This window comes from Candidatus Methylomirabilota bacterium (assembly GCA_003104975.1).
Classification (GTDB): domain Bacteria; phylum Methylomirabilota; class Methylomirabilia; order Methylomirabilales; family Methylomirabilaceae; genus Methylomirabilis.
Genome location: PQAM01000008.1, coordinates 349,266 through 366,003, shown reverse-complemented (window position 1 = coordinate 366,003; position 16,738 = coordinate 349,266). Strand labels below are relative to the sequence as shown.

Sequence of the window (16,738 nt, the reverse complement as noted above, 5' to 3'; positions counted from 1 at the left end):
AAAAGCAGGCCGCCTCGACGCTCCCTGCCTCGATGAGTGCATTGGGTCTCTCTCCCGCGTGAGCGACGTCGTCCTTCCCCTACCGGCCGCTCAACCTCGTCGCCCTAGAAGAATCAAGACCCGATCCGTACACTCATAATCTAGCGCGAAGCATAAACGAGGACAAGATGTTTCCCCCAAGAGATCGAAATGCGTCATTGCGAGCGTAGCGAAGCAATCCAACTGTTCTGCGCCCTCAAGTATCCCAGTATGAACATAAAAGCTCGAACCCCCCACCTCACTCCTCTGCGAACCCAGAGGGTACCCGGGGAGAGGAGTCCTTTATGATGAACCCCTCGCCCCCATTTTGGGGGAGAGGGCGGGGGTGAGGGGAACTGTCGAGGTAATGACAGATAAATGAACGGGTTGCCATATCAATCTCTGTTATTAGGATTTATGCAGCCTTGATGTATGCTTAGGCATTTGCTATAGTAGCCCCGGGAGGGAACAATGTCTAAGGAAGAAATCAAACAGATTCGGAAGCAGTTAGGCTGGTCCCAGGAACGGCTGGCGCAGGAACTGGGGTTAAGCTTCAGCACTATCAGCCGCTGGGAGCGAGGCGAGTCCAAGCCATCACCGGCCGCAGAGCGGCTTCTCAATCAGTCGGTGCAGCCAATTCTGCCCAAAATGAAGCCTGCCCATCGACAGTGGCTGTCTGCCGATCGGATAGACATTTCAGGAATTGTAGGCATCTTCTCCGGCCCCAAGGATCTCTCGATTCATCATGACGACTACCTGGCCGGTTCAAGAAAGCGGCCATGACCGGCCGCCCTCAAGCGGGGTCTCTCCATCGGGCCTCCGTCCTCGTGGACACCAGCGCGCTTGTTGCATTGGCCAATCGCCACGACGACAATCACGAAGCAGCCAAGCGTATCTGGCACACGATGCAGGTCGAGAGATGCCAGCCTTTCACCACCAATGTCCTAATCATCGAGGCCCATACCCTGTTCCTGATCCGCTCACACCACACCATCGCACGCACATGGCTGATGACACAGCCCTTTCCGGAAGAGTGGGTGACCGAGCGCGACTACACGAATGCCCGAACACTTATTATTACGTATCGGGATAAGAGCTTTTCTCTCGCGGATGCCACGTCATTTGTAGTGATGGAGCGTCGTCGCAGCCGATGGGCCTTCAGCTTCGATGAGCACTTCACGCAATACGGGTTCACACGACTCACACCCTAAAACGACTTCAATGAGATATCACCTGCATACGTCATCCCATGAGCCACCGTAGCCCGGACGTGGCATGTCCCGTCGCGGCATTGCCGTGAGGCAGTCACGCCGAGATTACCAACGACCGAACCTGAGAAGCAGGGAGGTGGAGAGATGAAGGGAGTCTTAGCAGGAACATTCGTGTCGATGACGCTGCTTCTGGCAACGACCGTCGCGTGGGCCGCGAGGATCGACTCTGCCGGGCCGGCGAACGTCAGGGCCGGACAACTTGTGGTAATCTATGGCGCCTCGTTCGGTACGGCACTCGGACCGTCCAGTTCCAGGAGAGTCTCTCTTGCCCCTGTCGTGGGCGGACCCACAGGGAATTTTGATCCCGCGAGTCCTGGCTGTCCGGTCCCTATTGTCGACTGGCGTGAGGATCGCATCGTGACCCTTGTGACGGGGTGCGACCCCGGGGAATATCGTCTCGCGATATGGGGTAGACATCGTGAGTCTAATGAGGTACCACTCACGGTGCAGGGTCTATCGGGTCCACCTGCCAAAGGCGCGGTGCAAGGCAGAGGTCTGATTGTTCGGGTTCATCCCGAACTGGTCTCTCCGGGGCAGTTTGTCGATCTGTATGGCGATTTCCCTAATCCGGATCCGAGCAACGATGAGGTGATCCTGGTTCCGAGCGACGATGTCAAACAACAGAACCCGGACATCCAGAAGCAGTGGGTGCTTCAACCGCTGCCGGGAGAGCTCGCGAGGCAGCACATGCGCGTGAGGCTCCCTACGGATGGACTGGCCGCCGGGGAGTTCCTGTTGATTCCAACCAAGAGCGGAGGACGGTCGGGTTTCGGGCAACGTATCGTCCTTCGGTCGACTGAGCCGGCGGAATGGGAGTCGAGGAGTCAGTTTCGTAACGTCGTTGCGGCACCATGTCGCCTCGTCTTCGTCATGAAACACGTCGGTATGGGGGCTGAAGAGATGGATATCCTGGGGCTCAACTTCGGCACCATGCAAGGGCCACGAAAGGTGCATCTGATGAGGCAGCAGGACCTGGACAATTTGGAATGGAACATCAGACATAAGGACGACCCTCAGGCTCCGCTCTACGGGATCTCGTCTCCTCTGCCCGTCACAACATGGTCGGATACCCGGATTCGCGTCCGACATTCCGGACCCTCCCCGTCCGGCGACTTCTTCGTGATTATGAGCGGCCCCTCAGAAGCATGGTCCAACCCAGTGCACGTACGATTTCCGTAGCACATTTACGGAGGGAGGATATGCCGTACACCGATATCAAGCACACCGTGACGAGGCAAAGGCTTGCAAAGCGGACCGTACTTGTCTCTATTGTCGTCCTCCTATCGTTTGGCTTGGGTGGCTGTCATACAGGACACTGTCCCGACGGCAGAGAATGGTCGATCCCCCAGGGAGGGGAACAGGATGCGATGGTCACATTGATCAATGACGCAAGAGCCGACGCCGGGCTTGCCCCCTTGACCCGCGATGGCATGCTTTCACTCGTGGCCAGCGAACACAGCAAGGATATGGCCTGTCGGGATTTCTTCGACCATATCAACCCGGATGGTCAGAATCCTGGCGACCGGGTTCAAGAGGCCGGAGAAGCGTATGCGCCCCCTTGGCGTTGGATCGCCGAGAATATCGGGACCCACGCGACCGCCAGAGAGCAGTTCGATAGTTGGATGGCAAGCGAGGGACATAGGCGCAACATCCTCGATAGCAGGGTCGATGAAGTCGGCGTCGGTCTTGTTCATATCAGCGAGGGCTCCCGTTATACCGACTACTGGACGGTGGTCTTTTTGGGCCGCAACAGGTAAGCTGCAAAGGGTACACGGTCGGATCTGTCACGCATCGATTCTCCATGCGAGGAGGCGTAGCGATCTGCTCGATCGCGTTCCTTGACGTATGCTCAGGATCAGATTAGATTACAAGTAGCTGCACAGGCGAGGGCTTATACCTCTCGCGTGATCCTTACCGGTCCACCGATGACGCTACGTGGCCTCCTCATATCGGAGAAAGCGCCATGCAGAGCGATGCCCGACAGAAACAATTCGATGCCTTTTGGAAGAAGATCGCACTGAAGATCCATCGGCATCAAGTCATCAGGAACAACCGGTTCTGCATCTGGTTCAGTCGCGGCGAAGTCAACCCTGCTCAAGTCATCCATTTCCTTGAACAGTTCGCCGTCTTTTCCAAGCATTTTGTCCCGATACAGGCCAAGCGAGTCGCCCGTGCGACGAACCTTGAAAGCGAGAAGCTGGCGCGCCACATCCTGGTCAACGAATGCGGCGTGAGGCTTGGATCGGATAAGACCCCGGAGAACCAGATATTCAGAACGGAGTGGGCCCATATTGAATGGTTGCGCGAGACATGCGCGCCGCTCAAACTGGATCCGGAGCGGCTGGGCAACTGGCGAACCGCCACCCCGCCGACACGGCGCTTTCTGATTGAGCTTGAGAAGGCCTATGGAAGTCTCGATTGGCGGCTTGCCACGGGCGCCAGTTACGGCATCGAGACCTGGGCGGCGTGGGGAATCGGCAAAGGCGACGAGACGGAGTCCACAAATTTCTGGAAACAACTGATCATCGGACTGAGGGGTTTCAATGAACATCAGCGCCTGCCGTATGGTCTGGAGCCGATTCCGCTCGGCTTTTTCCAGCATCACTTCGAGCTTGAAACGGGGCACGGAGAGAACGTGTACGGCGAGCTTCTGGACACCTTTTCTCACCCCACGTTCGATCAAGAGAGGTTCATAGAGGGTGGGCGGAGAGCACTTGATGCCTTATACATTTTCTGGGAAGGGCTCAACTCGGCCAGACAAGTGCTCGCGTAATGAACGCGGGGGATTCGATGAGGATCGCTGAAGGCGTAACGCTCGTGTCACCGACCCTCGACGCAGAGCGGGCGCGCAGGATCATCAAGGAGGCGGAGCCGTTCTTGATCGGGCAGCATCTGGCGTACCCCTCGGATTCGGATGGGGCGCAGGTGCATCTCGAGGCCTATTTTGCCACAGAAGCGATCGTGGAGTTCCAGGAATATGTGTCATGGCTCGTCGAAGATGTGATGCGCTGGATGACGACGAAGGGCCTCCGGCCTCACGTCATTTTCGCTCCTGGGACTGATCCGGCCCGGCGCTTCGTCGAGCAGCTTTCGAAAGTCGTCGATGCCATACCGGTCTATCTCGAGACCAGGCCCAGCGGTCGGTTCGGCGAGGCCGTCGAGGGGGACCTTCCGACCGGCTCTTCGGTGTTGACGTTCAATCTGACCAGCCTGACCGGCGGTCGGTGTATCGGATTTCGACTCCCGGACGCAGCCGTCAAGCGCGGCGGGCACGTCATCGGTACGGCCGCCATTGCTCTCGGGACGTCACCCCTCAACGAGGCGCTTCGGCGGAGGTTTCCCGACAACCTCTACACTACATTCCACGTCGCCGTCACCCATCATGATCCGGATGCCTGTCCGGCAGGCGCACCAACACTACGACCCTGGCAGGAGGCGAACGCCGAGATCATCGCTCGCCTCAGAAGGTGAAGGGATATGACCGTTACCTCGATTAAAGACGCCCTCACCTATCCGGTCCGATTCCTGGACGGCGTCTCGGATGCCAGACACATCATCGGCATGGGCAGGAGTTCGGGACGCAGCGACGAGGAGATTCAAAACAGTCTCGATCTTCGCAGGGTAAGGTGGGCATACTATGCGCTCGCCCTCGGCCGGCACGAGATCCATCATGCCGGCGAGACGGTAAACATCCCCCGCTCGATCCGGAAAGCGGACTACGAGTTCGAAGTCGCGCTCCTGCTCGATCAGGCCACACAGGAAGGATGGACCGAGGAAGAGGCCGAGGCGTTTCTGCGGAAACATGGTCGCGTAACGATCCTCAATGATCTGTCCTGCCGATGCCTTCAAGGCGAGGACGTTCAACTCGGGCTTGGCCCCGCACGAAGCAAATCTATCCTCGGGAAGGTGCTGGGGCCGCGCTTTGTGCGGTATGCGGAATTCGCGACGCGAAACCCCAAGATCGTCCTGCGGGTGAACGGCGAGGTTCGTCTGGAAGCCCAGGCGTACACCGACTCGACCTTGTGGACATTCCCAACAATCATCGCCTATCTGTCTCAACAGCCTTTGATTCTCGACGCCGGAACGCTCATCGGGTCCGGGACGTTTGCCGGCGGCTCCATCGCCGAAACATCCGGGAAGTATCCATGGCTGTTGGACGGAAAGACGATAGATACCGTTGAGATGGAGGTCGAGGGAATTGGAACGCTTGCAACCAGCTTTGTCAGAAGGAGCGAGGGGCATGGATAAAGCGCAGCGCGGACCGGGCGGTCTGAGCGAGGCGGAACGGGATCTGCTCCTGGCAGAGCTATGGGACACCTTCACGTTGAAGCTTGATCATGCAGCACTTGCCACGCAGAGCCTCAGAGAGACCGCCTATCTGTTCATGCGCGCCATCCAGGGAGGCCATGTCACCTATAAAAGCCGCGATGTCGCCGATCCTGACGCCCCTTCCAGCATGAAGACCGTCGCCATCCAGCTCGGCAAGATGTCTGGAGCCGGCTATATTGCGCCGGTGGAGGGGATCGACCGGATGGGTGAGTCGCAGGTCTCGCACATCATCACGTGCTGTGGGGAAGGAATTCAGCACGTGGCGCTCCGTATCGAGGGGGGTCCGATCGAAGTGTATCGTCGGATCACCGAGCAGTTGGGGGTCCGCTACACCACCCCCATCCTGTATGATGATCGCAGCCGGCTGCTCCAGATGTTCACCGGCTCGCTCTTCCGCTCGCCAAACCCGGCGGCAGGTCCCTTCCTCGAGCTCAATCAGCGCCTCGACCTGTTTGAACGTGATCCCACTCACTTCCACCATGCCACGGTCCAGGCGCTCTATCGGTGCCTGGAGGAGTTGCAAGAGGCCGGTACACCGATCTGGATCCTCGACTTCGACAGTATTCCGCCTGACTGGGATCCGTTCGAAGCATAAAAGGAGCCGGGAAGCACGGCTCCCTCAGACTGGAGCGAAGAGATGATGGGGTACGCACCAAAGATGGTGAACCTCACGCGAACCGAACGGAGGGTTCGAGTTGACTATCAGACGCGGCTCAAGGACTGGCACGGGAGCGGCCGCCCTCCGAGGGGCCTTTCGAGCTATAAGCTTGAATTCGGTACGGAACTGCTGCTGGAGCATCCTCCAACCCCCATCATTGAAAGCCAGACGATTGTCTCCCGCCATCCCTTATCCGGGGCGCACCTCTCACAGCCGACTGCGGAACGTCATCCTCTTCAGAGACGCGCCTTCTATCTGACAGAGCACACTGCGTCCAACTCCCTGGTCCCCATCCTCGCGAGTCACGATGCGACCATTTGGGTCTGCAATGGGGATTTTGGCGACGTCGGGAAGTGGCAACCGGCTACTCGTCATGCCGATTGCTATGAGCTCTATTTTCTTCATCGGTCTCAACATCCCCTCAGTCTTATGACCGAGTTCGGGCTCCTCGAAAACATTCGCGAAGGTGATTTCATATTTCTGCCGCGGGGTGTCGCCTACTCGTTTCTCTTAACCGGAAGGGTCACCCTCCTCCTGTATGAAATTCCCAAACGGCTGTTTCGGCCCTACGACTACTGGATGGGGGATCAGCAGCTCTGGCCATTTTCGCCGGCTGCACCGATTCCGCCGGAGCCGACGCCGCTTACCGAACTTCAGCCGCCGCTCAGCGGAGCTGAGGCCACGCAGGTGGTTATCAAACGACAACTTGCCGGTCCCACGTTGCTCTCATGCGCTACGCCGATCTTCGATGTTGTGGCATGGGAGGGCGAGATATGGCCCTTCATCCTGCGGCTCGACGAACTGGTGGCGCTGTCTTCGCCCCACGTTCATCTCGATCCGAAGAAACTTACCGTGTTTGTGAGCGAGGATGAGGGTGCGGCGATCCAGGTATTCCTCCCCCGCTGGATTCATAGCCTGCCGTATCACCATCTTAACTGGGTGGATGAGGCGCTCTTCAATCACAAGGGATACGGTGCTCGCCCCGACATCGCGGATGGGTTCATGACGTTACACCCGGCCGGTTTGGCTCATGGGCCTGATCTCCGCACGCTGGCCAACACCGCCCCGCAAGAGGTACCCGATCCACGGGACTTACCGTTTCGAGAAGAAGTGGCCGTGATGGTGGAATCCAGATCGCCATTCGTTGTTCTGGAGGACGCGGAGAAGGTAGAGGTTCAAGGGTACGACCAATCCTGGTACCGCCAGTGGATTGCACAGGGGTGAAGGGTCTCGGGATTCAGGTTTCTATAACCTGCCGGGTGTAACTGCCGCCTGATGTATGTAGTGCGTCATTGCGACAGTCAACGCACATAAGCCGTCATACCCGCGAAGCTTGTCCCCGCAGGCTGTAAGCGGGGAGCGGGTATCCAGTAAAATCAATGGATTCCCGCTTAAAGACTGCGGGAATGACGTCCGGGTATTAATTCAATCAAGCAGTAGTCCCCTTTATGCTATCCGACAGGCGGGCGCGAAATGGGAGATTGTGATTGCAAACAGTAGAAGTATAGTGCCATTATGTTCCGACTTATGGTAATAACCGACCATTCCTTATCATCACATAGAGATCGTAGAGCTCTTCGAAGACATAGGCGTGACCGGGACGACCATAGGATGACTTTCTTGATGAATGTACTGACGCGATTCGGTGTGATGGGGGTTGCGGCGCTGCTGATCGGCGCAGGAGGGACAACCATGGAACTGAAGAGTCAGGCGTTTCAGGCCGGCAATATGATTCCCCCGAAGTACACCTGCGATGGGCAAGACATCTCTCCGCCGCTGAGTTGGACCGATCCTCCAGCCGGGACGGTAAGCTTTGCCCTCATCTCAGATGATCCTGATGCACCGATGGGGACATGGGTTCATTGGGTGATGTGGAATATCCCGGCGAGCAGCCGCGCTTTCGACGAGAACTTCCCCAAGACGGCCTCACTCCCAAATGGAACACAGCAGGGTACGACCGACTTCCATCGGGTGGGATACGGCGGCCCTTGCCCGCCGTCCGGGATCCACCGGTATTACTTCAAGCTCTACGCCCTCGACACGACCATGGGCCTACCGTCCAGCGCAACCAAGAAGGACCTCGAACAGGCGATGCAAGGTCATATTGTGGCACAGGCTGAACTGATGGGCACCTATCGCCGGAGATAGGGATGGCAGGAGAGCGGACAGTCCTGCACTATCTGGTGCGGCATGGAGCGGCAAAAACCGAACTGGAGGATCCGACCAAGCCGCTTAGCGATCTCGGACGTCGGGAGGTCATGCGGGTGGCGCGATACGCCGCGTCCGTCGGCATTGAGGTCGGCGAAATTCGCCATTCCAACAGGCTGAGGGCCAGACAGACTGCCGAGATTCTGGCCGAATACCTGCTGCCCGGGCTCGGTATCCGCGAGACCGAAGGTCTTTCGCCCGGCGCCGAACTCGAACCTGTCCGCGGCCAATTGGAAGAAGCGACGGAGCCCCTGATGCTCGTCGGTCACCTGCCGCATCTGAGCCGCCTCATCTCCGCACTGGTGCTGGGGAACAGCGAGACAGAGATCATCCGACCGGACACTGGTACGATGATCTGTCTTGTAAAGACCGATCGGGGTTTTCGGCTCCTGTGGGTCCTCACCCCAGAGCTGGCCCAGGGGTAGGGTCTCCTGATGAGTCTTCATACGAAACGGTTGGGATCGGTGGCGGGCCAACAATGAGATTACTTCTCGCGACGGTGCTTGGCGGGTGGATCCTCGGCACCCTATTTATGGCATTCGTCGCGACACAAAATTTCCGGACGGTCGATCGGCTGCTGTCTTCGCCGACGCAGGAGTTCTCTCACGCGATTGCTCCTCTCGGTGGACAGGATGAGGCTCGTAGTGTCTTACGCTATCTGGTGGCGGAACTCAATCGGCTCTATTTCAGCGCCTGGGGAGTGGCCCAAGTCGTGTTCGGCGCAGCCGTCATCGTTGCTGTCGTCGGATTGAGACCGTTAGACCGTACGGCGCTCACCATCGCCATCGTGATTTTCGCCGTCGTCCTCGGGTCGCTGCTGTTCAGTCAGATGCTTCTGACGCTCGGTCGGAGCCTGGACTTCGTACCTCGTACCCCGCCACCCCCTGCATTGGCCTACTTCAAGAGACTCCATCTGACCTTCACCGTCCTCGATCTGGTGAAACTCACACTGTGTATCTGGTTGTTGATTCGCTCCACTCGCCGAATAAATACGGCGACACCACACTGAGTTCAGCGGACGGCGGAACCCGTAAAAGAGAACGGCCCCCCGGAGGATTCTCCGAGAGGCCGTTACGGTTCAGCACAGAACGTCGGTGGGCTAGTCTGCCCTGGTCACGTTGGCTGCCTGCTTACCCTTTGGTCCATCTACGACGTCAAACTCTACGGCCTGCCCCTCGTTAAGGGATCGGAAGCCGGATCCGGAAATCGCTGAATAGTGTACGAATACGTCCTCGCCATCTTCCCGCGCGAGAAAGCCGTAGCCCTTCGCATCGTTGAACCACTTTACAGTACCTGTCACTCGCATGAAATCTTCACCCCCTTCCATCTGAACACTCGGGGCGGTGCCCCGATACACAAAAACCGCAAAAGCCTCACTCAGCAGCTTTCGCGGTTCTCGAAATTGCGCAACAAAAGCGTGCTACAACGTCAAATGCACAATAAAGGCATTGCATTGCTTGGTTCGGAGCGGACGTAAGCTCTACGCTGCCCTGGTCACGTTGGCTGCCTGCTTGCCCTTTGGTCCATCTACGACGTCAAACTCTACGGCCTGCCCCTCGTTAAGGGATCGGAAGCCGGATCCGGAAATCGCTGAATAGTGTACGAAAACGTCGTCGCCATCTTCCCGCGCAATAAATCCGTAACCTTTTGCATCATTGAACCACTTCACTGTACCTGTTACTCGCATGAAACTTTCACCCCCTTCCATCTGAACACTCGGGGCGGTGCCCCGATAAACAAAAACCGCGAAAGCCTCATTCAGCAGCTTTCGCGGTTCTCGAAATTGCGCAACAAAAGCGTGCTACGGAGTCAACAGCACAATAAAGGTAATACGTTGTAATGTCAAGAACTTTTTTAGGCTTTTCCGTCTAAAAAACCACACTTTCACACATTATTACATAAAGTATCTATGGACCGGCCACGTTCCGGGATAGCTCGACCCGCGTGGCCTTTTTCCCCGGCTTACTACTGATATTGACGTTGAACTGATCTGCGGGATCTCGACTGATCAGGATCAGTGTATTCATCAGCTTTCCGGAGTCCACCTGGGAGACCTGCGCATCCCTACCCACCTTCTCCCGATAGAATTTGACGACCTGGCCATAGGGCGCGTTGGCCGTGAAGCTCACCTGAAACCACCGGGTTCCTTCGCCCTCTCCGGATCGACGAACGATCGTCGACGCAACGGCCTGCGGATGGATCGGGAGCCCGATATCGTCCTGAGCGAGGGCCTGCGGGACAAGAACGAAGGCGACTAGCGCAAGCACCAGCGCCCCAACCGTCCGCCTCGCACCCACTATTCGATGCCCGGCGGAATCGGGCCGTACACGAGACCGACTCATCCGTGTATCGCCCTACCAGACGATCCTTTCCGGATCGCCTTTATAGATGGACCGGATCCAGGCAATGATTTTCCATGTCTGCTCATCGGTCAGATTGGCCCCGAATACCGCCGGCATCGTCTGACCCGGATAGGTCCCCTTGATCACCTTGAAATAGGTCTCGTCGTCACCACCAAATTTCCAGGCGTCACGGATGAACGGCGTCGCGCCGGCCATTGCACCGCCGCCTCCAGAACCATGACAGCCCGGACACCCGTTCTGCAGATATAATTGCCGCCCTTCCTTAATCGCATCCGGATTGCCGGTAAACGGATTCAGCTTCTTGGGCGTCTGATCCGCAGGCGCTGGGGTCTCAGGCGCCTTCGGCGACTCGGCCGGCTGCGCTTGAGCATACTGTGCGGCCCTCTCCGGCTCCTTCTGTGTCTGAGCCGTCAGGCTCTGGGCACATCCCAACATCACAACGCTGAGGATTAACGTGGTAACAAGCGACTTTTTCTGTCTCATGGTCACTGGTCCTCGTAAGAGAAGATTAGGTTAGCCCTTTTCAGTAGGAGGGAAGGGGATCCTCCCGATCGAAACGGCGGTAAAAGATTTCTCCAGGCTTGTCTTCAGTCTTTGAAAATTGCTCGCGCGCCAGGAGCGGCAAAAGTGGCACCCCGTAATCCTCCAGGATCTTCCGAATCTCGACCTGGCGCTTGCCGATCGCCGCCTCAAGCTCAGCCTTGAGTTCCTTATTGCCTTCCTTCACCCCCATAGAAAACTCAAAGGTAAAAGGAAGTCCCGGCTCTCCACCCTGGAGGAGGACGACCTCCAGGGGTGACGATCCGTTCAACTGCTTGACCGCATAGCCGGCCATCGGCCCCCAATCCAGTACGACATCAAGTTCGCCGGCAATCAGGTCCCGGATGATCTTATCCGATCGCACGGTCGAAACGTTATCAAAGAGGCTGTAACCGACGACATTGGCCCTGATCTCCCTGTTGGCCAATGCCTCCGCCGGCGGGGTGTTGATATATACGCCAATCTTAAGTTGCTTCAAAATCGGATCATCGAGCGATGTGATCTGCAACCCTCGATTCTTGGGATAGATCAGGACATACGCCGACCGATAATAGGGCTTTGTCCAGAGCACCTGATCCCAGCCCTGCGGGATCGAGATCATCACATCACAGAGTCCCGGTCGCAGCGCACGCCGGACCAACCCACGCTGGTGGGGCCACCAGAAGTAGGCCAGCTCTGCTCCCATCTCCTTGGAGATGACCTCGGCAATCTTGTTCTCAAACCCCTCCGATTGCTTGTTCGAGAAGGGCAGGTTATCCGGATCGCCACAGACCTTGAGTTGCGAAAGATGAGCGCCTGAGGCCTGTCCGACAAAGGGTAGCAGCAGCAGCAGCGCAATCAATCCACTGAGTGTAGTACGTCTTCGGTCCATCATACATCCTCAACATAAAGGCTTAGGCTGAAGGCTGAAGATTACCTAACAGCCTCCAGCCTATCGACCTGTTTGTCCCTACGACCTGAAAATTACCTAGCCGTATTATAGCACAAAAAACCGGCGCCGAAGAGACAATCCTTCGGCGCCGGTTCCAGGCATATTAACTTACAGACCAAACACGTACAGCGTCCCGCCCTTGCTTGATGCCATGGGCAGACCGGACAGGTAGGCCGCATTCACACCGCCCAATGCGGCAGTCGGATCATCCGGCGGCAGGTCGAGCGACACGGTGGCGCCGAACCACCCGCCGATCCCGGAGTAGACGGCGACATACTGCTTGCCGTCCGGCCCTTTGAAGGTCATCGGGTTCCCGATGATCCCGGAGCCGACCTTGTGCTTCCACAGGAGCTTCCCATCGACAGCGCTAACCGCCTTAAACCAGCCGTCCATCGTGCCGTAGAAGACCACGTTTGTAGACGTCACGACCGGGCCGCTCCATGGCGGCTGCTGCTCTTTGATGTCCCATACCCTTTTTCCCTGGTTGACGTCCCAGGCGATGACATTACCCCACCAGTTGTCTTTGCGCTCGCCACCGCTGGACATACCGTTGAACATCAGGACATTCGCGCCCACGTACGGAGCGCCGGCCGTATACTGAACCAGCACGCCCTCATAGTTCATGCACATGTTGTTGACGGCCGCATAGAAGAGGTTCGTCTTCGGAGAGTAGGCAGCCGGCACCTGGTTCTTGCCGCCCATGGCGCAGGGACAGATATTCTTGGTGTCCTCGCCCTGCTTGGTCAGCTTCTCGGTGTTCACAATCGGCCGTCCCGTCTTCAGATCGACCCCCTTGGCCCAGTTGACATAGACGAACGCATCGGCCTTGAGGAGGGTGCCGTTGGTGCGATCCAGGGTGTAGACAAAGCCGTTCCTGTCGAAGTGCGTGAGGGCCTTGACCTTCTTACCGCCGATCGTCTGGTCGGTCAGAAGAGACTCATTGATCCCGTCATAGTCCCAGTTATCCCACGGGGTCATCTGGTAGGCCCACTTGGCCATCCCGGTATCAGGGTTGCGGGCCCAGATGGTCATCGACCACTTGTTGTCGCCGCCCTTGCGGGGAGCGGGGTTCCAGGTCCCCGGGTTGCCGGTGCTGTAATAGAGCAGATTCAACTCGGGGTCGTAGGACCAATAGCCCCAGGTAGTGCCGCCGCCCACTTTCCACTGCTCGCCGGGCCAGCTCTTGGTCCCCTCGCCAAATCGCCCGTAATGCGGATTGGCGGAGTTGAAATCCGACGCCAGCAAGAGCTCGTCATCGGGTCCCGCGCTGCGGGCCTTCCAGATCAGCTTCCCGGTGTCGACGTCGTAGGCCGAGATCCACCCGCGGACGCCGAATTCACCTCCGGCGACACCCACAATGAACTTATTGTGAATCACCATGCCGGAGCCGGTGTTCGTCTCACCCTTCGAGGGATCGGCATTCCGAGCCTTCCAGATCTCCTTGCCGGTCTTGGCATCGAGGGCAATCACGATACCGTCAAGCGTCTGATACAGGATCTTGCCGTTCGCGTAATTGAGACCCCGATGGACGAGGTCGCAGCAGGCGACCGGAACCGCCTTTGGGTCGTGCTTGGCCACGTACTTCCACTTGATCGGCGCCCCTTCCTTGGACAGGTCAAGCGCGAAGATGTTGTGCGAGTTGCCCGTTGAGTAGGAGCTGTGGACGTACATGGTGTCGCCGACAACCAGCGGGCCTCCCTCTTGGCCGTTGAGGGTCCCCAACGAGAACGACCAGGCGACCTTCAGGTTTTTCACGTTGTCGGGCGTAATCTGGTTCAGGGTGCTGTAGCGGGTCGCCGCATAGTTCTTCCCCTGCTGCGCCCACTGCCCGTCATCTTTCTGGAGCTTGAGCAGGTCGTCGTTGGCAGAGGCCATCGGCGCCGTCACGACAAGGCTTCCAGCCAGGATCAGCAGACCCCCGATCAGTGACGTACTTCGTTTTAGGCTCATTGAATGCCTCCCTCTTCATTCGGTCCCATTACTTACCAGACGCGCTCTTTCAGCTACTCATCCCTCATCGTTTTCTCATACGGTCGTGCATCTACTGCATGTACGCCGGTCTTGCGCACGGCAATCCACATACGTAATCACTCACGATGAAAAACTGTCGTTCACCCCTCCTTTCTTTTGCAGATGGCATTGCATCAGGTGGTTCAATGAACACCCTGTCATACATACGACGCGCTAACGGACAAAGGAAAATACGCTGATGATACCACGCGAACCGTCCTGCAGATAGGCGATGAGGCCTTTCTCCTTGACCGCCGACAGGACAATCAGGTCTTTCCGGCCCGCACCGTTGAGATCCGCCAAGGCGACGTCACGCACCTGCCCCTCAAGCGGGATCGTCTCCCATCCCCGCGCAAAGGTGCCGTTCTGGCGATCAAACGCCACTACCTGACTCGGGGGGTAGGCCATCTCCGTTCGAAACACCCCAACCTTTTTTGGATTCGTGAAGGTCAGCAGCTCGGTCTTCGCGTTGCCCCATAGAGGCGTCGCCTCAACAAGAACCCGCCGCGGCAGGATCTCCCGGACGGCGTGCTCTTCAGGCGTAATCTGGATCCCCGAACCGGACTGGAGCCCCTCTTTCGCCTGGAGCATCTGCAATGCCCGGTACGTCGGGACGTGGAAAAAGGCAAGATGATCAACATCCCCCAAATCATCCTTGCCCTCCCAGGACGGCTTGTCCCCGCTACCGTAGGTCTTGACCCGCTGGTCGCTGACCACAACCACCTCCGATATCTGATCGCCGACGGCCTTCAGCGGCGCAAATTCATACAGTTTTTTCACCTGAGCCGGAAGGGCGAGCGGCTGGCCCTCGACATAGCGGGTGCCGTCCCACGCCAGTCGGACGATCGGCCCCTCAAACGCCGTCAGCTCCCCCATCCGCTGACCGGCCAGGATGGGCGTGTCGATGCCCGGCCCCGTCACGACCCGAAGGAAATAGCCCAGCTTCTCCGCAATCCGAACGAGTCGACCGTCTCGGAGTTCCAACACAAACGACTGCAGATCGTTTCGACCGCCCGACAGGGCGGTCACGACCACCTGGGCCGGACCGCGGCCATTGATCGCCCCGACGTCCAGATGGAGGTGACGAACCAGTCTCGGGCTGCCGGCCTTGGCGATCGAGACCAATCGTTGATTCTGCCACCGATACACAATCACCTCGGACGAGGTGATCCCGACGATCTCAGGCCGCTGATCTCCATCCAGATCGCCCGCCGCCAGCGCAAGCAACGGATCGGACAGCTCGATCGTCACAGCTTCTTGAGCGCCTTTTTCGGCAGAGGGTGCTGGGGTCGCGTCGCTTCTGGTCGCCGTCAGGAACGAAGGGCTGTCGGCCTCTCGCGACGGCGGTTGGGCAGCCGGGCTCCGGCGGGATGAGGCCATCTCCGATCGAGAACCGGTCTGTGGCTCGGTGATGAATGACGGTCGCGACGTCGCCGATGGTCCCGGTCCCGTACCTGGTCGGAGGGCCGGCCGTGACACAGGCGACGGGGCGGCCATCACAATCGGCCCACGCTCCGTCACCTCAACGCTTGCCACCGTCAATGGCGCCCCCGTCACAACCGACATCACCTGAAGATCGAGGAACAGTCCCCGGTGGCCAGGGTTCAGCTTACCCAGAATGAGGAGTTGCGCATGGGCTTTCTCCGCCAACAACTTTAAGGTTGAGGGGTCACTGAACGATCCCACCTGCGGGGTACGCTCCCCCGCCAGGGCTGCTTTAAGCAGCGGATCCTCAATGACGATAAAACGGCCGGTCTTGGCCAGCGCAATGGCCAGATCCTTGGTCGCCGACTGGACGTTCGCCTCCTTGACCCCACCGGCATCGATCAGAGGAAGGCCAACCACAAGCCGGTCCGAAGTCACCCGAACCAGATCTCTCGTCCGAATGACCGATCCCTCTTCTCTGGAGACAATCGTCGCCTCGGAGAATCGCTCCTTCACCTCGACAACCCTGAGGAGACCCAGCTTTTTGTCCCGCCTCCCCAGCACCTCGCCGGTGACCGGGTGTTTGACCTCTTCGCCCTCGCGGTAGACCTGCAGCTCCATCCCCTGATAGACCTGTTTGGCGCCAAGGTCGATCAGGACGCGGTCCTTCTCAACGGCGGTCACGGCCCCCTGGACAACCGGGAAGGCCTCAGCCAGTTTGGCTGCGGCGTCTTCAGCAGCTTGACCAAAGGCGGGTTCCAACGCGCAGGCTTGACGGGCAATGAGCGGAATCACACAGGCAACAGCGAGAGACAGGAAGACCGGTCCACGCCATCCGTAGGAGGGGGCAGCTCTTCCCGTTTTTGTCTTCATTACAAAATAGGCGGAACCCTTCATGCCTTTGAACGCAAACGGCACCGACTCGATAACATCAAGGAAAGACAGCGCGCCCTCTCTCACGCAACGGAGAGCAAAACTCTTTCGA

The 16,738-nt window shown here is 58.2% G+C and carries 19 protein-coding genes; 11 read left to right on the top strand and 8 right to left on the bottom strand.

What is annotated here, in order from left to right; genetic code table 11:
- Nucleotides 1-489 precede the first annotated feature (489 nt).
- Both C3F12_05410 and C3F12_05405 read left to right on the top strand, forming a co-directional pair.
- Nucleotides 490-801 (top strand): hypothetical protein, encoded by a 312-nt coding sequence (locus C3F12_05410; GenBank protein ID PWB47407.1) that lies wholly within the window; start codon nt 490-492, stop codon nt 799-801.
- Nucleotides 798-1,229, top strand: a complete 432-nt coding sequence (locus C3F12_05405; protein ID PWB47406.1) for a VapC toxin family PIN domain ribonuclease — start codon at nt 798-800, stop codon at nt 1,227-1,229. The genes C3F12_05410 and C3F12_05405 overlap by 4 nt, the downstream gene beginning before the upstream one ends.
- 513 nt (nt 1,230-1,742) lie before the next feature.
- Here C3F12_05405 and C3F12_05400 read toward each other — a convergent pair.
- A complete protein-coding gene (locus C3F12_05400) occupies nt 1,743-2,291 on the bottom strand; it encodes a hypothetical protein (GenBank protein PWB47405.1) in 549 nt (182 codons plus the stop codon).
- A 56-nt stretch (nt 2,292-2,347) separates the two neighbouring features.
- Between C3F12_05400 and C3F12_05395 the strand changes: the two genes are divergently transcribed.
- The 9 genes from C3F12_05395 to C3F12_05355 all read left to right on the top strand — a co-directional run bounded on the left by C3F12_05395 (nt 2,348) and on the right by C3F12_05355 (nt 9,493).
- A complete protein-coding gene (locus C3F12_05395) occupies nt 2,348-3,046 on the top strand; it encodes a hypothetical protein (protein PWB47404.1) in 699 nt (232 codons plus the stop codon).
- A 206-nt stretch (nt 3,047-3,252) separates the two neighbouring features.
- Complete coding sequence (locus C3F12_05390; protein ID PWB47403.1) at nt 3,253-4,062, top strand: hypothetical protein; 810 nt, start codon at nt 3,253-3,255, stop codon at nt 4,060-4,062.
- Nucleotides 4,062-4,760 (top strand): hypothetical protein, encoded by a 699-nt coding sequence (locus C3F12_05385; GenBank protein PWB47402.1) that lies wholly within the window; start codon nt 4,062-4,064, stop codon nt 4,758-4,760. Before C3F12_05390 ends, C3F12_05385 begins: the two co-directional genes overlap by 1 nt.
- A gap of 6 nt (nt 4,761-4,766) precedes the next feature.
- Nucleotides 4,767-5,537 carry a hypothetical protein gene (locus C3F12_05380; GenBank protein ID PWB47401.1) on the top strand — a complete coding sequence of 257 codons (771 nt, stop codon included), beginning with the start codon at nt 4,767-4,769 and terminating at the stop codon, nt 5,535-5,537.
- Complete coding sequence (locus tag C3F12_05375) at nt 5,530-6,213, top strand: hypothetical protein (GenBank protein ID PWB47400.1); 684 nt, start codon at nt 5,530-5,532, stop codon at nt 6,211-6,213. The genes C3F12_05380 and C3F12_05375 overlap by 8 nt, the downstream gene beginning before the upstream one ends.
- Nucleotides 6,214-6,255: 42 nt before the next feature.
- Nucleotides 6,256-7,500, top strand: a complete 1,245-nt coding sequence (locus C3F12_05370; protein ID PWB47399.1) for a hypothetical protein — start codon at nt 6,256-6,258, stop codon at nt 7,498-7,500.
- Between the two features lie 387 nt (nt 7,501-7,887).
- Entirely contained in the window at nt 7,888-8,424 is a 537-nt protein-coding gene (locus C3F12_05365) for a YbhB/YbcL family Raf kinase inhibitor-like protein (GenBank protein PWB47398.1), read from the top strand.
- Between the two features lie 2 nt (nt 8,425-8,426).
- On the top strand, nt 8,427-8,909 hold the full coding sequence (sixA, locus tag C3F12_05360; protein PWB47397.1) for a phosphohistidine phosphatase SixA: 483 nt from the start codon (nt 8,427-8,429) through the stop codon (nt 8,907-8,909).
- A 74-nt stretch (nt 8,910-8,983) separates the two neighbouring features.
- A complete protein-coding gene (locus C3F12_05355; GenBank protein PWB47396.1) occupies nt 8,984-9,493 on the top strand; it encodes a hypothetical protein in 510 nt (169 codons plus the stop codon).
- Nucleotides 9,494-9,583: 90 nt separating this feature from the next.
- On the opposite strand, the gene C3F12_05350 is transcribed toward C3F12_05355, so the two are convergent.
- The 7 genes from C3F12_05350 to C3F12_05320 form a co-directional block, all read right to left on the bottom strand.
- Nucleotides 9,584-9,790 (bottom strand): cold-shock protein, encoded by a 207-nt coding sequence (locus tag C3F12_05350; protein ID PWB47606.1) that lies wholly within the window; start codon nt 9,788-9,790, stop codon nt 9,584-9,586.
- Nucleotides 9,791-9,964: 174 nt separating this feature from the next.
- The gene (locus tag C3F12_05345; protein ID PWB47395.1) at nt 9,965-10,171 is read right to left on the bottom strand and encodes a cold shock domain-containing protein; all 207 of its coding nucleotides are present in this window, start codon (nt 10,169-10,171) and stop codon (nt 9,965-9,967) included.
- Between the two features lie 220 nt (nt 10,172-10,391).
- Entirely contained in the window at nt 10,392-10,826 is a 435-nt protein-coding gene (locus tag C3F12_05340; GenBank protein PWB47394.1) for a hypothetical protein, read from the bottom strand.
- A gap of 12 nt (nt 10,827-10,838) precedes the next feature.
- Nucleotides 10,839-11,330 carry a hypothetical protein gene (locus C3F12_05335; GenBank protein ID PWB47393.1) on the bottom strand — a complete coding sequence of 164 codons (492 nt, stop codon included), beginning with the start codon at nt 11,328-11,330 and terminating at the stop codon, nt 10,839-10,841.
- A 40-nt stretch (nt 11,331-11,370) separates the two neighbouring features.
- The gene (locus C3F12_05330) at nt 11,371-12,258 is read right to left on the bottom strand and encodes a quinoprotein dehydrogenase-associated putative ABC transporter substrate-binding protein (protein ID PWB47392.1); all 888 of its coding nucleotides are present in this window, start codon (nt 12,256-12,258) and stop codon (nt 11,371-11,373) included.
- Between the two features lie 168 nt (nt 12,259-12,426).
- Nucleotides 12,427-14,268 carry a PQQ-dependent dehydrogenase, methanol/ethanol family gene (locus C3F12_05325; GenBank protein PWB47391.1) on the bottom strand — a complete coding sequence of 614 codons (1,842 nt, stop codon included), beginning with the start codon at nt 14,266-14,268 and terminating at the stop codon, nt 12,427-12,429.
- 234 nt (nt 14,269-14,502) lie between these two features.
- The gene (locus tag C3F12_05320) at nt 14,503-16,713 is read right to left on the bottom strand and encodes a hypothetical protein (GenBank protein ID PWB47390.1); all 2,211 of its coding nucleotides are present in this window, start codon (nt 16,711-16,713) and stop codon (nt 14,503-14,505) included.
- Nucleotides 16,714-16,738 lie beyond the last annotated feature (25 nt).

Bases quoted from the DNA above. Each gene is read 5' to 3' on its own strand.
- C3F12_05410 (PWB47407.1), top strand. From the start codon at position 490: ATGTCTAAGGAAGAAATCAAACAGATTCGGAAGCAGTTAGGCTGGTCC.
- C3F12_05405 (PWB47406.1), top strand. From the start codon at position 798: ATGACCGGCCGCCCTCAAGCGGGGTCTCTCCATCGGGCCTCCGTCCTC.
- C3F12_05400 (PWB47405.1), bottom strand. From the start codon at position 2,291: ATGTCTGATGTTCCATTCCAAATTGTCCAGGTCCTGCTGCCTCATCAG.
- C3F12_05395 (PWB47404.1), top strand. From the start codon at position 2,348: ATGGTCGGATACCCGGATTCGCGTCCGACATTCCGGACCCTCCCCGTC.
- C3F12_05390 (PWB47403.1), top strand. From the start codon at position 3,253: ATGCAGAGCGATGCCCGACAGAAACAATTCGATGCCTTTTGGAAGAAG.
- C3F12_05385 (PWB47402.1), top strand. From the start codon at position 4,062: ATGAACGCGGGGGATTCGATGAGGATCGCTGAAGGCGTAACGCTCGTG.
- C3F12_05380 (PWB47401.1), top strand. From the start codon at position 4,767: ATGACCGTTACCTCGATTAAAGACGCCCTCACCTATCCGGTCCGATTC.
- C3F12_05375 (PWB47400.1), top strand. From the start codon at position 5,530: ATGGATAAAGCGCAGCGCGGACCGGGCGGTCTGAGCGAGGCGGAACGG.
- C3F12_05370 (PWB47399.1), top strand. From the start codon at position 6,256: ATGATGGGGTACGCACCAAAGATGGTGAACCTCACGCGAACCGAACGG.
- C3F12_05365 (PWB47398.1), top strand. From the start codon at position 7,888: ATGACTTTCTTGATGAATGTACTGACGCGATTCGGTGTGATGGGGGTT.
- sixA (PWB47397.1), top strand. From the start codon at position 8,427: ATGGCAGGAGAGCGGACAGTCCTGCACTATCTGGTGCGGCATGGAGCG.
- C3F12_05350 (PWB47606.1), bottom strand. From the start codon at position 9,790: ATGCGAGTGACAGGTACTGTAAAGTGGTTCAACGATGCGAAGGGCTAC.
- C3F12_05345 (PWB47395.1), bottom strand. From the start codon at position 10,171: ATGCGAGTAACAGGTACAGTGAAGTGGTTCAATGATGCAAAAGGTTAC.
- C3F12_05340 (PWB47394.1), bottom strand. From the start codon at position 10,826: ATGAGTCGGTCTCGTGTACGGCCCGATTCCGCCGGGCATCGAATAGTG.
- C3F12_05335 (PWB47393.1), bottom strand. From the start codon at position 11,330: ATGAGACAGAAAAAGTCGCTTGTTACCACGTTAATCCTCAGCGTTGTG.
- C3F12_05330 (PWB47392.1), bottom strand. From the start codon at position 12,258: ATGGACCGAAGACGTACTACACTCAGTGGATTGATTGCGCTGCTGCTG.
- C3F12_05325 (PWB47391.1), bottom strand. From the start codon at position 14,268: ATGAGCCTAAAACGAAGTACGTCACTGATCGGGGGTCTGCTGATCCTG.